This is a genomic window from Vibrio sp. K4, assembly GCF_051122595.1.
Classification (GTDB): domain Bacteria; phylum Pseudomonadota; class Gammaproteobacteria; order Enterobacterales; family Vibrionaceae; genus Vibrio; species Vibrio owensii.
In genome coordinates, this window is the sequence record NZ_CP178578.1 from 1,455,888 (window position 1) to 1,470,385 (window position 14,498).

At 44.2% G+C, this 14,498-nt stretch carries 11 protein-coding genes; 3 read left to right on the forward strand and 8 right to left on the reverse strand.

What is annotated here, in order from left to right:
• Window positions 1-25: 25 nt before the first annotated feature.
• Complete coding sequence (locus tag ACLIIY_RS24080) at window positions 26-1,258, reverse strand: L-lactate MFS transporter (RefSeq protein WP_009704178.1); 1,233 nt, start codon at window positions 1,256-1,258, stop codon at window positions 26-28.
• Between the two features lie 576 nt (window positions 1,259-1,834).
• On the opposite strand from ACLIIY_RS24080, the gene ACLIIY_RS24085 reads away from it, so the two are divergent.
• Window positions 1,835-2,191 (forward strand): hypothetical protein, encoded by a 357-nt coding sequence (locus ACLIIY_RS24085; RefSeq protein WP_009704179.1) that lies wholly within the window; start codon window positions 1,835-1,837, stop codon window positions 2,189-2,191.
• Window positions 2,192-2,256: 65 nt separating this feature from the next.
• On the opposite strand, the gene ACLIIY_RS24090 is transcribed toward ACLIIY_RS24085, so the two are convergent.
• The 4 genes from ACLIIY_RS24090 to ACLIIY_RS24105 all read right to left on the reverse strand — a co-directional run bounded on the left by ACLIIY_RS24090 (window position 2,257) and on the right by ACLIIY_RS24105 (window position 7,842).
• Window positions 2,257-4,140, reverse strand: coding sequence for a M48 family metallopeptidase (locus ACLIIY_RS24090; RefSeq protein ID WP_434528651.1), 1,884 nt, complete (start codon window positions 4,138-4,140; stop codon window positions 2,257-2,259).
• A complete protein-coding gene (locus tag ACLIIY_RS24095; protein ID WP_054824684.1) occupies window positions 4,140-4,730 on the reverse strand; it encodes a LemA family protein in 591 nt (196 codons plus the stop codon). Before ACLIIY_RS24095 ends, ACLIIY_RS24090 begins: the two co-directional genes overlap by 1 nt.
• A 244-nt stretch (window positions 4,731-4,974) precedes the next feature.
• A complete protein-coding gene (gene dcuC / locus ACLIIY_RS24100) occupies window positions 4,975-6,342 on the reverse strand; it encodes an anaerobic C4-dicarboxylate transporter DcuC (protein WP_005437706.1) in 1,368 nt (455 codons plus the stop codon).
• A 375-nt stretch (window positions 6,343-6,717) separates the two neighbouring features.
• On the reverse strand, window positions 6,718-7,842 hold the full coding sequence (locus tag ACLIIY_RS24105; protein WP_434528652.1) for a fatty acid desaturase: 1,125 nt from the start codon (window positions 7,840-7,842) through the stop codon (window positions 6,718-6,720).
• Window positions 7,843-8,135: 293 nt separating this feature from the next.
• On the opposite strand from ACLIIY_RS24105, the gene ACLIIY_RS24110 reads away from it, so the two are divergent.
• Entirely contained in the window at window positions 8,136-8,684 is a 549-nt protein-coding gene (locus ACLIIY_RS24110; protein ID WP_005437703.1) for a GNAT family N-acetyltransferase, read from the forward strand.
• 67 nt (window positions 8,685-8,751) lie between these two features.
• On the opposite strand, the gene ACLIIY_RS24115 is transcribed toward ACLIIY_RS24110, so the two are convergent.
• Entirely contained in the window at window positions 8,752-9,369 is a 618-nt protein-coding gene (locus ACLIIY_RS24115) for an HAD family hydrolase (protein ID WP_434528653.1), read from the reverse strand.
• Window positions 9,370-9,672: 303 nt separating this feature from the next.
• On the opposite strand from ACLIIY_RS24115, the gene ACLIIY_RS24120 reads away from it, so the two are divergent.
• Complete coding sequence (locus ACLIIY_RS24120) at window positions 9,673-11,718, forward strand: response regulator (RefSeq protein WP_434528654.1); 2,046 nt, start codon at window positions 9,673-9,675, stop codon at window positions 11,716-11,718.
• A gap of 155 nt (window positions 11,719-11,873) precedes the next feature.
• Here ACLIIY_RS24120 and cqsA read toward each other — a convergent pair whose 3' ends face one another.
• Window positions 11,874-13,055 (reverse strand): alpha-hydroxyketone-type quorum-sensing autoinducer synthase, encoded by a 1,182-nt coding sequence (gene cqsA / locus ACLIIY_RS24125; protein WP_434528655.1) that lies wholly within the window; start codon window positions 13,053-13,055, stop codon window positions 11,874-11,876.
• Window positions 13,056-13,465: 410 nt separating this feature from the next.
• Entirely contained in the window at window positions 13,466-14,410 is a 945-nt protein-coding gene (ylqF, locus tag ACLIIY_RS24130) for a ribosome biogenesis GTPase YlqF (RefSeq protein WP_038897169.1), read from the reverse strand.
• Window positions 14,411-14,498 lie beyond the last annotated feature (88 nt).

Below are 14,498 nucleotides of genomic sequence, written 5' to 3' on the forward strand. Positions count from 1 at the left end.
TAGATAAATAGAACTGGATTGTCGTTTAAGCGTTTTTCAGCTGTGCTACTTTCGCTTCAGTCAGTGGTTTAGTGATGAACGCTAGTACGATACACACTGCCATCATTACTGCTGAGATAGTGTAAGCAAGACCGTAGCCGTCACCGTTAGTCATTGAGAAACCAACAACAGCTGCACCGATTGCACCACCGATACCCCATGCTGTGTAAAGCACGCCGTAGTTAGTACCGTAGTTCTTCAGACCGTAGAATTCAGCCGTTAGAGTAGGGAATACTGCTAGAAGCGTACCGTAACCTACTGCTGCGATTGCTGTACCGATGATTAGCGTGAACTCAGTTTTGAACGTTGCGAACAGAACCATGTTGATGCCCTGTAGAACGAACGCTAGAAGAAGAGTACGTACGCCACCGATCTTGTCTGCAAGCATACCTGCCGCTACACGACCGCCTGAGTTAAATACCGCAAGGATAGACGCTAGGTAAACCGCGTTTGGTAGGTTCGCTTGAACGCTTGCGATAGTCGTGATGTTACCGATGATCATAAGACCAACAGAAGCTGCGAACGCGTACATGATCCATAGAGAGTAGAACTGTGGCGTTTTAAGCATTGCTTTCCAAGTTAGGTCGTCAGATTTCTTCACAACCTTAGGTGCTTGACCTTCTTTTACTTTAGGTTCAGCTGGCGTGTAATCCGCTGGTGGGTTGTTGATTGTTGCTGCTAGAGGAACAGCGATAGCAAGGATACCAACACCAAGAACTAGGAAGCTCGTTTGGATGCCCATGCTGTCGATCAGTGCAGAAGTCACAGGAGCTAGGTAGATAGCTGCTAGACCGAAACCTGCTGCGATGATGCCGTTAACCATACCTTTCTTAGATGCGTGGAACCACTTCATTGCTGAAGGAGAAAGACACGCGTAACCAAAACCGATACCTGCACCAGTGATCACACCGAAAGTGATGTTCAGCATTAGTGGTGAGTTAACAAAACCAGACGCGATCATGCCTAGACCTGTTAGAACAGTACCTAGGATTAGGATCAAACGTGGACCCATACGGTCTTGAAGAATACCTGCAACAAGAAGACAGATAGAGAAAGTAATAGTTGCAGTCGCGTAAGGTGCAGATGCTTCTGCTGCGCTCCAGCCTGACTCAGTCACTAGTGCTTTGTTGAATACACTCCAAGCATACAGGATGCCAAGACAAAGGTTGATACAGAATCCTGCTAACAGGATGCGCATAGCTTTATCAATCTTGCTCATTTTTGTTCTCAGTAATACCTCTTGGCAGATAGCAAAGAGGGGTCGGTTTAAAGATAGGGTTTACTCAAAATAAGTTTGCGTTTTTCAACACATAACGTAATGAGCGCGGATTATAACCAATAAATGTGTGATTGGAATCTCTTTTTACCCCTGTGGCTAAAAATAATTTGAAACATTAAAAATGATTGTAATGAGAGCGTTTTATATATGAAGAAAATGTTGATCTAACGTAAAGAAGCTTTGGTTTGGTAGTGAGATCCTAAGTGAAACAAGGTTGATAGCTCGAGCATGGGTGTTTGGCTCACAGTTTAAGCAAAAAGTTTCAAAATGTTTAAGTGTTAATGTTCTGTAACAAAAGTGGCCAAAATAGAGACTGCTTTTTGTAAGTGCAGGATCTAAAGGGTTTATAAATTCGAGAATGTTAACCGCTTGTAATAACTAGATTCGAAAGGGAGGGTTGAGCACAAAGTGAGCAAAAAATGTGCTTGTAATTGCTAAATAGATAAGCAAAATAGGGCGCAAAATGAGTTTTCATTAATGAAAGGATGCTTTTCTCTACTTGTAGTGAGGTGACTTATGAAATTGTTCCTATTACTTATGGCTTCTGTTTCTGCAGGTGTCGCATCAGCAGATCACATCCATTCATTCATGCTAGGTCTTTCTATTGCATCGCTTGCAGTAGGTAGCTGCTACTTCTTCGCATTCCGTAGTTCGCGTTTCCCACAGCTTGCTTTGTTCTTACTGATCTGTGGCATGTTGTCTAAATTGACGATTACTGTAGTTGGTGTGATGTGGGGTATGTCAGCTGAGCTGATTACGTCTCCAATCGTATTTGCTTTGTCTTACTTGTTCTTCTCACTAGCAGTAACCTACCTATGGTTCAGCTACCGTCAAAGCATCACCAAGATTCCTGAGCGCTTCAAAGCGGCTTAATCAAAGTAATCAATTGATGAACACAAAAACGCCAGCGATTATCGCTGGCGTTTTGCTTTCTGTGTTTAAAGCGTCACAGTCAGCGGAGGCTCGGGTACTTCCAAAAAGCATGCTATGACTCGATACAATTCACCTTCTGCAACGGTGATCTTCCCATCCGATTCAATGGCCAAGCGGCATGCTTTAACGAACTGGCGTCGTTGAACGGGCTTCAGTTGCAGCAACAGCTCTAATGCAGCGCGGCTCAAGCGCCAATTCTTGTTTGCAGGCTCTAACGTTACTTTCGCGAAACCTAAAGATGTTAGGGCTGAATTAAATGCAAGTTGCGCCGCTTGTGGTTCTGAGTGACTGACCCAAGCTAGCTCCCTCAGTAACCAATGTACACTTTCTTCCAGTTGCTTAAGGGTTTTGTTCTGGCGAGTAAACCCAAAAGGTGCGATGAGCTGCTTCTCAAGTAAATTAATGACGCACCACTCACCGAGAGAGTAATGATTGTCAGTTTGTGATAATTCACGCAGCACTTCACACAACCGGTTCTTTTGGCCTTCACTGAGTGCTTTTAGGGCAGGGACCGCTAATTCCAAAAGAGGAAGGCGTAAATGCGTTGGCAGCTTGTAATCTAACCAAGGTAATAACTTTGCGTGCGACACCATTGGAATATGACCTTTGATCATCTCACGCTGCACTTTGCTTCCATCAAAAATTAGCAGCAACGCAATAAAACGAGCGCTATAAGGTTCACGTGCTATGTCGACCAAGTCTTGTGGCAATTGGCTAATGAGCTGTTTCCCTGTCTCACTTAACTCTGAGGAAGTTGGCGCGACACTCTGTGGCTCAACGTTCTGGGTACTTAAGTCTTGGGTACTAAAGCCGGCATCCGACGCAAATCCACTGACTTGTCCATTACCGAAAGTTGCTCCTTGACTACGACTTTTACTCAAAAAGCTGCCATCCCAATTAGGCTCAATCCGGCGAATCCTTTCTTCAAGTGGTGGGTGAGTAGCAAATAAACCAGTAAAGCCAGATAAGTTGCTCTGACCAAACATCATATGGCTCATTTGGCTGCTTGCTTTGGCGTTAAGATAAGACCCAGCGTTGCAACCACCTATCTTTTTTAAAGCGCCAGCGATGCCTTGATCGTTACGGGTAAACTGAACCGCACTCGCATCGGCTAAGAACTCCCTTTGTCTTGAGATTGCCGCTTTGATCATTGAACCAAACAAAGTGCCAACCCAGCCTAGAATCAAGCAGACAATCGCTATCAACATAATGACGGCAAAGCCTTTATCTGAATCGGAAGAGCTTCTTGAGACGCGACTGGTGTGGTGTGTGTTGTCTAACACCAGATGACCGAAATGGGCAATGCAAGTGATGCCGAAGAGTACCCCGATTAAACGTGTGTTCAGGCGCATGTCTCCGTTTAAGATGTGGCTGAACTCATGAGCAATCACGCCTTGTAATTCATCACGTGTGAAGGTGTCTAGTGCGCCTTGTGTAACACCGATTACAGCATCATCAATACTCATGCCAGCGGCAAACGCGTTGATGCCTCGTTCTTCCTGCATCACATAAACAGGAGGAACGGGAATCCCTGACGCGATCGCCATTTCTTCTACCACGTTAAGCAGTCGCCTGTGTTTGGCGTCTATCGTGTTGGAAGAGATCAGCTTACCACCGATGCTTTCTGCAACGCCTCGGCCACCGTTCGAAGATAAGTCAGATAGGCGAATCATCGAACTTATTGCTACGATCAAAACGACACCCGCAAAGCACAGTAAGACATAGCTAATGGCCGTGTTTTGATCAAATGGCTCACCCGTCACCCCATAGTAAATACCAATCGATAGGACGCTGACCAAACCCGTAATGACAAATACCGCTAAGGAAAACAGAAACACCAAAAGCCCGGTGCGTTGTCGCGCGGTATCTTGATGGTCAAAGAAATTCATTAGAACTCAACCTTAGGCGCTTCTTGAATGGCTTCAGTGTCTGCAAATTCCAACAGCTTGCCGTCTTGGAAACCAAACATATTGGCAAACAACACTGGTGGGAAAGTTTGCTTGTAGGTGTTGTAGCTGGTGACTGCATCATTAAAGGCTTGGCGAGCAAAAGCGACTTTATTTTCTGTGCTAGTCAGCTCTTCTTGCAGTTGGCTCATGGTTTCGTTGGCTTTAAGTTCTGGATACGCTTCTACAACCACATTTAACTTACCTAGCGCATTTTGTAGCATGCCTTCTGCTTGTGCTAATTGACTGATGGCTGCGTCGCTGTCTGGTGCATCACTGGCTGCTTTTAAACCAGAGATTGCTTGGTTTCGAGCTTGAATTACTCGCTCAAACGTTTCTTTCTCATGCTCCATGTAGCCTTTTGCGGTGCTAACAAGGTTTGGGATTAAGTCGTAACGTCGTTTCAACTGCACTTCAATCTGAGCAAAGCTGTTTTTAAAGCGATTACGTAGCGTCACTAGTTTGTTGTAAATGCTGACCGCAAACACCGCGATAAGCAAAATGATGACGATAAAAACAATAAGTGAAGTCATAGTAAGTTCCATTTTGTGAATGTATGGGATTTTTATATAAGTTGTTGAGATAGTAAGCAAATCAGACTGCTGAGAATGTGGAGCACTTTGAAAATATGGAACGCATTGCTTAATAAAACGCACTACCTAATAAAACGAAGGACTGGTGAATGAAGAAGAGAAGGGCGTAAAGGAAGAGTCGTAAAATAAAAAAGGCTCGACATAGAAGCCGAGCCTTTACTGATTAGCGTTATGTAACCGCAGTTTATGCTGTCATTGGTACAAGCACCATAGTACCGATGATCACAGTAATCAGACCTGCTAGAACCGGCACTGATGTACGTTTTACTACTTCGAACGGACTGATGTTTGCCATACCAGAAGTCGCAACGATTACACCAGATACTGGCGATATAGTGCGGCCCAGGTTAGATGCTTGTAGCATTGGGATGATTAGGAACGCAGGGTTAAGACCCATCTTCGCAGCCAGTGAAGGAGCAAGCTCTACGAACGCGTAGAACGGTGCGTTACCAGAACCCGTCGCAATCGCAGCAGCAACAGTTAGACCGGTTAGAATAAGCATTAGCGCGATACCGCCAGCACCTGCGTTGTCTGCAAGGTGTAATAGGTTATCGATAGCACCAATTGACATAAGACCCTGCGCGAATACACCCGCCGCAACCAACAGCATTACTACGCCTTTGAACGCATCTGCCATGCCCGCATAACAAGAATCAAGATCCTCAAGCGACTTCTTACCGTCAAACTTGTTCACCACATAGTGAATCACAGCACCCAAGAAGATAGAACCTACCACGATAGTGTAGATGTCTAGAGTCAGACCTGGAATTGTACGACCGTTGAATAGGAATACACCGATGATTGGTAGGAAAGGAAGAACCGCATAGAACGCTGGCGCATCTGCTTTGATCTCAGATACGTCAATCTTTTCCATTGGCGTGTTGTCTTTCTTATCTAGGTATTTATTCCAGAAGAATGCCGCTGCAGCCATTACGATGATTGCACAAATAGACACAGGCAATACGGTTTGAACCGCGAACACGTCAAGCGCTAGGCCTGATTTTTCTGCCGCGATAACCACGTCACCAGAAGTTGGTGAAAGGATGATTGCCGCTGGTGAAGCACACACTGCTACCGCAGCAGGGCGGGAGATACCCATTGCTGTCATCATTGGGAATAGGGTAGCCATTAATAGCACGCCTAGACCTGTTGCTGAACTCACTGCAAGAGACATCAAACATGCCACGATGTAAGCCGCTACCAAAAGGACGTATGGAGACTTGATAACAGAAAGCGGTTTAGAGAACTGTTTTACTACTACATTGTTTGCGCCGATGTGGGTCATGTAAGACGCGAAGCCACAAAGTAGCATGATTTGCATACCAAGGCCGCCGCCACGGTATTGAAGCATGTATTTTACGTACTCTAGTGCGTCCGTCACCATATTACCCGTTGAGGTTACTTTTGATGGCAGAACGTCATGGCCAAGCAGACCAGTCATAAGAAGCAAACTAATACCTGCGGTTAATAACACGCCAGCGGCTTTGTAGCCTTTGACAATGAAATAACCCACAGCAATGGTCACTACCAAGCCAATTAAGAGCTCTAACATAGGGTTGTCTCCAGATATTATGAAAAAAAGAAAGAAACTGTTTCAGTTTATGTCAGAGAATTTACAGAATTCTTTCCTGTGGCACGAGACTAAATTAGAGCTAGCATGATCTAAAACAAATAATAGATTAATAAATAATTGCGTTGGATTATATTGTTTAAATTACGTTTTTCAGGTGTTATGTACTGGTTTTGTTGTTTTTAAAGAAACGAAAATATGAACAATTTGTCGAATAAAAATCGTACGAAATGATTAAAAAATGGGAAAAGCGATAGTTCGAGCTAGATCACGTTAAAGGGGCTTGATTGAACAAAAAAGCTCCGAATTAACGGAGCTTTTGTTTTGACGTCTTTATATTGAAGCGCGAGTTACACGTTATGCGTAGCGTCGCACTAAGAGGTTCCAACTGCGTTGTTGACGTTCAAATTCTTCCTTAATTTGCTCGTATTTCAGCTTTGATACGGAACGTTCGTACTTTTTCACTACCGTTGCTGTTTTCTCACCAAGCACTTCTTTTCGCGCTTCATAATATTCTTGCATGTGGTGTACGAGTGCATCGAATTCCTGCTGAAGTTGGTCACGAATCGATTGGCTATTCGGTTTCGTTTCTAACTTTTCTTTCGCCTTTTTCAGCAACTGAGTTGCGCGCGCTTTTTCGATACGGAAAGTCGATGTCGTACGAAGTTTGGTGGTTAACCCCAGCCAAGAGCATGATTTGATCAACCATTTAGTCGGGTCGTAATGCCACCAGTACACACCATTTCGGTAATCGTTCTCAAAGATGTGGTGGAAGTTATGATAACCCTCACCAAAAGTGAAGAAGGCTAAGATGCCATTGTCACGAGCGGTGTTTTTATCGGTGAAAGTCTGTTTACCCCAAACATGCGCCAGCGAATTGATGAAGAATGTGGTGTGATGGCTCAAGAACAGGCGAGCGGCACCAACGATCAAGAACATTCCCCAGATGTCACCATAGATAAGACCTAGTGCAAGAGGGAAGCCGATATTAGTGGCAATGGCCAAAGGAACGTAATACTTGTGCTGCCATGCAACGATCTTGTCTCGTTTCAAATCACGGCAGTTCGTGTACTCGTTCTCTTTTGACTTGTTGTAATCGCGAAGCATCCAACCAATATGCGAATACCAAAAACCGCGCTTCGCTGAATAAGGGTCTTTGTTATTGTCATCCACATGTTTGTGGTGAACACGATGGTCAGAAGACCAATGCATTGCGCTGTTTTGAAGAGAGAAAGCACCACCGATGGCAAAGATGAATCGTAAAACTGGGTGAGCTTCATAGGTTTTGTGGCTCCACAAACGGTGATAACCCGCGGTAATGGAGAGATTGGTAAAACTAAAGGCGATGATACCCCAGATTAGATGTTCCCAACCTAATCCGTAGTGGTATGCATACCAAGGCAATACAACAAAAGTCAGAATAAAACTGGCAGAAAATATCAATAGATTCAACCAGATAATGGGCGGTTTATTATGCGTCACGATGTGTCCCTAACTTTGAGCTAACAACTGTTCGCTAGAATATCAGCGTACACGTGTAAGTCAAACTAAAGTTAGGTGACTTTGTTTCGAGTTGTGACAGTTCTATCGCTAAGGTCAAACTCGCAATAATCTGGTGTAGTCAGTGGGATTTTTTGCTTTTAAACGAATAATGAGTAGTATTAATCAATGAGCTGTGGCTATAGATTTGTAAAATCTGCCAAAAATATGTAGTTAAAGAGGTGGAAAATGCCAAAGCTCGTTAGAGAAGCAATAAAAGAACATAGGAATACGTAATGGAATTACGATTAGCGGAATATAAGGATTATGAACGCATCGCGCAGTTGCACGTGGACAGTTGGAAGCGTCACTACCGTGGTATGCTAAGTGATGGTTACCTTGATAGCGAAGCCATCGACGACAAATTGTTGATTTGGCAAACTCGCTTAACCAACCCACCATTCAACCAGCATGTGGTGTTAGCAGAAGAGGGCGGGCTTCTTCTTGGTTTTGTTTGTGTGTTTGGGAATCATGATTTTGAACGCGGCAGTTTTATTGAAGCACTTCATGTGGATGACAGTTATCGCGGTCGCGGCATCGGGAAGCAACTTCTATTAGCGGTTGCAGAATGGCAACAACAGTACTTTAAAGACAGTGGCTTGTACCTTGAAGTGATTTCTCAAAATGAACCAGCAATCCAGTTCTACCAGCATATTGGTGGACAAGAATGCCAAGAACGCAACTGGAAAGCGCCGGGTGGTGGTGAAGTCCTTGAGAAAGTGTTCCGTTGGTCAAATGCACAATCACTGGTTAATGGCATAGAAGAAAACGTCGTTTACTCGTAACGGTTGTAACCAGAAACCTAATTCAGGAAAGAGCAGCGACGTGCTGCTCTTTTTAGTTCGTGCCGTTCTAAAAGCGTAATCCCATCGCTTTTAATTCATGTTCACATTGTTCTGCGTGTTTAAATTGAATTGCCGCTAACCCTACCGCTCGTGCCCCTTCAACGTTATAAGGCATATCATCAAGGAACACAGTTTCTTGTGCTAGGAGTTGATGGGTTTCCAACAAGCTTTGATAAATTTCTGGCTGAGGTTTTAACAATCCCAGCTCTGCTGATACCGTCGCGCCTTCAAATAGTGGCCAAAAGTCGTAAGTGGCTTTTAGAAATTCAACGATCTCTACCACGTTGTCGGTCAGTGCGAACACGTTATATCCTGCGGCTTTGAGACGTTTGAGAAGCTCGACACTGCCATACATCAGTAATTGGGTGTGTTTCACGTAATAAAAGAAACGTTCGACATCGCTATCTGAAAGTGCTTTTTCCGATTGATATCGCTGTTTAGCTTGTGCTTCAGTAATAAGCCCTTTGTTCAAATCTAACCAGATAGTGCTCATAAACAAGTCTTTGGCTAACGCCTCGGCGTCGACATCATTGCCAAATGTCAGCCTTGCAATTTCTAATGGCGACCATCTCACCAACACATTACCCACATCGAATACGACATTTTTTATTGCTATTGATTGCATAGGTGCCCTTGTTTGATAAGTTGAATAGGAGAGAGAGGGTTGCTTCGCTGTGTGTATGTTGCACGGCATTCATGTACAAGGCTTTGCGTTACATCCCATTTTCTGTTGAATTAACAATCAAATTTACCTAATTATTAGTTTTGTGAATATAAAGCGCTGAATTTAAAGTAGAGCGTCGCGAAATATTTGATTAATGTCTCACTGCTTATGTGCGTTAACTAATATATAATTGGAAAGCAAATATAAACAAAACAATGCAAAACACAAAATCAGTAAACGCTAGGCTCAGTAGATAAAGTAAATATGGACGCGATTCGCAAAGTATATCAGTACGCAGAACCCAATCTTACCCTTGTAGGATGGATGGGTTTTGTCGGCTTTCCAATTTACTACGTGGTCTGGGCATTTATGTTCCCACAACCATACGAAAACCTGCCTCTTCGTGTCCTTTGCTCAATTTTATTCTTCGGTATCATTTATCGTAACCGCGTGCCATTTGAATGGCGTCGGTTTTTACCCGCTTATTATCAAGTCGCCATAACGCTCTGCTTACCTTGTTTCTTCTTTTACATGTTGCTGATGAACAACTGGTCGAATGTATGGGTGATGTCGTTTATGTCGGCGATATTTCTTCATATTCTGCTCGTCCATATCACTTGGGTCATGTTTGCTCAGACCTTTGCCGGTATTGGGCTTGCGACATTCTTCGCTTGGATAGCGCAAGGGTTCCACCTCGAACTCACAATGGATTGGACACACGTTCCAATCTTCTTGTTTATCTACCTGTTCGGTAACTTGTTCTACTTCAGAAATCAGGTTGAGCACGAAGCAAAAGTATCATTGGCGAAATCTTTTGGTGCCGGCATCGCACATGAGATGCGAAACCCACTGAGCGGTTTGCTGACTTCTATTGATGTTATTCAATCGGTTCTGCCAAATCCAAAAGAGGGTAAGAAGGCGCAATACACGTTAAGCGATGAAGACGTGACACTGTTACGAGAAGTTAGCAGTGACGCGATGAAGATCATCCACTCAGGGAATGAAACCATTGATTTGCTGCTTACTTCAATTGATGAGAACCGTGTATCTCGCTCAACATTCAAAAAACATTCAGCACAAACCGTTGTCGAGAGTGCAATTGAAAGCTTCAGTTACAAACGTTCCACCGACCGCTTTGCGATCTCTTTAGACGTAAGAAGCGAGTTCGATTTCTTGGGCAGCGATACATTGCTTAAGTACGTGATGTACAACTTATTCAAGAATGCGTTCCATCATCGTAGTTCCGAAGATTTCCATATCCATGTCACCATGTATAGCGATGAGTTCACTAACCAAATCGTGGTGACAGATAATGGTTCGGGCATTTCTCCGGATGTACTTCAGAGTATTTTCCAAGACTTTTATACCACGGGTAAATCCGGAAACTACGGTCTTGGTTTGCCTTTCTGTAAGAAAGTGATGCGCTCGTTTGGTGGCGATATCCGTTGTCAGTCGGAAGTCGGCGAGTGGTCACAATTTACCATGACGTTCCCAACCATTGGCTCAAACGCAGTCAAAGAGATTAAGAGTGAATTAACGAAGCTAAAAACGATTTTGTTTGTGAGTGAACAAAATATTTTAGTCTCGAAAGTATCTGATATTGCGCGCTTTATGGGATTTGAACTCACGGTACTTGATGTGCCTGCGATGATGAAGAAAAAAGAGTATGAATTCGAGTTTGATTTAATACTGATCGACATGGAAAGCTTGGACGTGCGAGGGAGTCACCTCGATAAAGTTGAATCTTTGCTCTCCTTTACTGAAGCACGAATCGTGTATCTCTTTGAGCACCATCCAATTCAACGTGCAAGAAACGTGTCTTTCGAGCCGATTTGGGTAGAAACCCAAGCATGGCTGCTAAACACCAGAGCAACCATCGACCGTCTGCTCTATGATGCAAACTACGTAGTGCCAGTGATGCCAGTGAAACCTCTGGATTCGACAAACAAGCGCACTATTATGGTGGTGGACGACAACGAGTCTTTACGCAAGTTTACGGCGATGTTGCTCGAGAAGCAGGGCTTTGACGTGATTCAGAAAGAAGATGGTCAGCAAGCAATCAACGCATTAGACGCGAATGATGTCGATTTGATTTTAATGGACATTGAAATGCCTGTGATGGATGGTGTGGAGGCGTCTCGTCGGATTCGAGGTTCAAACAAGGCGTATTCAACGGTGCCTATTATTGCGCATACTGGCGACAGCTCACCGATTACACTAGATAAGATTGGCTCATCGGGGATGTCGGATTTCATCGTGAAACCCGCCGACAAGAACAGACTGTTCGACAAGATTGCTAATTGGATTTAACCCAGCGTTCTTAACCTAGTCATCTTAACTCCTCGTATTGTTAACCCAGTATCACCACGGGGAAGCAAAAGGTCATAATAGAGCTCAGCATAACGCTGAGCTCTTTGTTTTTCGGCAGTCACAAGCTTCCATTCAAACGTGCCGTTTATGATCTGTTAAACAAACTCTAGTTCTGGATGGTTATATGCTTCCTGACAGGCGGTCAGCACATGGTCGATGTCGCGAGACGTCATGTCGGCGTTGATTGAGAATCGAATAATGTTTTTATTCTTTCCCGTTGCCGGGCGACAAAATACAGCGCCAAAGACATTACGTTCTTCCAAGAAATCACGTACACGCTCGGTATTACGCTCGCTACCGCATTCTAACGCGATAATCTGTGATTCGCTGCGGATATTAAAACCAATCTGCTTAAGGCCCGTTCTGAGCTCTTTAGCGCGATTGAACAACATGGTTCGTTTATCATCGGCGTCTTTAATCACTTCGAGCGTTTTCTCTAGTCGAATGACTTCTTGTGGTAGAACCGTTGAACTAAAAATGGCCGGGAACGCAACGAATGGTAACGTTCGCGCCAGTTTTTCTGGGCCGAGAATCGCTCCTGCTCGATACGCAAAGGTTTTTGCCAGACTGACAGTAATGAAATCTACTTGATCAGTGAGTTCCAGCGCTTTTACCAAGCCGGAGCCGTTAGGCCCGTGTGTCCCTAGCGAGTGGGATTCATCCACCACTAAAGCACAATCAAACTCACGCGCCATTTCGTAGATGTCGTGGAGTGGGGCGATCGTGCCTATCGTGCTGTAGACCGAATCTACCACGATAACACCTGACCCATGACGCTGGATCTGCTTACGCAAGTGGCTCATGTTGTTGTGCATGAACGGATGCACTTGTGCTCCCGCGGCTCGAATACCTTCCCACAATGACATATGCGCAAAGAAGTCGATATAAACCGGCGTTTCAGGTGGACAAATGGTCTGCAACAATCCTATATTCGCAGCCCATCCCGATTGGGAAAGCAAGCAACTCCCCATGCCGACGTAATCCGCAAGTTGCGTTTCAAATGCAGGCTTCGAATCATCATCTTGCAAGAAAATCGCAGACATAACGACGTTATCATCATGCTCAGATATCGCATCTCGGTGAGCTTTTTGAATCTGTTGGTTATGAGATAGCGATAAGTAATCGTTACTCTGCATGACCACAGCTTCGGGTTGCGGTCGTTTCCCTAATACCAAGTGCTTTTGGTTCTCGTTCTGTTCAATCAGATCTTGAATATAAAAGTCCAGGCGTTCCTCAACAAAGGAAGGAAGTCGTTTCGTTTTCAGTTTATCACTCATAATAAGTTCTCTTCGTAATACAGAAAAACGCCAGCGCTGACAGTTATATAGTTTGACTAATATGAGTGAGGTGTCATTAGCCAAGTTGCATAAGTTTGCGTGCGCCTGCAAACTCGGCATTTAAGGGTTGGGTGAGCTTTGTAACTCCTTACCATTCGGGGGTCTAACTAAGATCGCGCTTAAAAAATAACCGTTAAAACACATAATTAATATTTATGAATTTGTTCGACTTTTCCTACAAAATTTAACTGGAGGGCAAATTGTTAGGGGATGAGGGTAGCGCTACGTTTAGTGGTTTTCATTCCATAAATAATGAGAAAAGCGTCGCTCTTTTGCACTGCAATGAAAAAATTTAAGCATAAAAAAAGGCACGTGTATCACGTGCCTTAGGAAGGAAGTTAAGAGGGGGATTATCGCTTGTTACGAAGGTAACGCTTACGACGTTCTTCTTTGCGTTTTGCTTTTTCTTCTTCTTTACGAGCGGTTTCAATCTCTACTTCAATCAATTCTTGAGTGATCATCTCAGGCAGTTCAAGAGTGATTTGTCCCAATGTGCCCTGGCGAAGTTCATGAAGAAGGATCTCAGATACTTTGTGAAGGTCTACTCGTCCGCCAGCACGTAATGCACCGCGGCGACGACCGATCTCTTCCATCATCTCGATATCCGATTGTGGCAGTTCGTCGATTTGGTAGCGCTCTTTTAGCTTTTCAGGGTAGTGAGCCGCTAAGTATTCCACCGTGTAGAACGCGACTTCATCGTATTCCATTGCGGTGTCCTTTACCGCGCCGGTTGCAGCAAGACGGAAGCCACTGTGTGGGTTTTCTACTTTTGGCCACAGGATCCCCGGAGTGTCAGAAAGAACGATACCATTTTGAAGGTTAATACGTTGCTGACGACGTGTAACCGCTGGTTGGTTACCTGTCACTGCGATAGTTCGGCCGGCCAACGCATTGATAATGGTGGATTTACCAACGTTTGGAATACCCATGATCATGGTACGAATGTTCTTGCCAATTTCTTCACGATGCGGGGCAAGTTTACGTACCAACTCCATAATTTTTAGGACTTCAGTCTGTTGAGAGGTAGTAATAGCAATCGCTTTTACGTTGTGCTCTTTCTCGAAGTGGTCAATCCAAACTTGAGTTAACTCCGGGTCCGCAAGGTCACGTTTGTTAAGCACTTTTACTACTGGCTTATCGCCCTTGAGCTCCGCGATCATAGGGTTTTCACTACTAAAAGGGATACGAGCATCAAGCACTTCAATAATGACATCTATTTGAGGGATCGCTTCTGCAATCTCTTTTTGTGCTTTATGCATGTGGCCCGGGAACCACTGGATAGAGTTGTTAACCATTTGAAAAATCGCCTTATTGTTTCATGGTTATGCTGGTGGGTTACTTAGCTTAGTTACATCATTTATGGGGATGTTTAGGGAGTGGGGT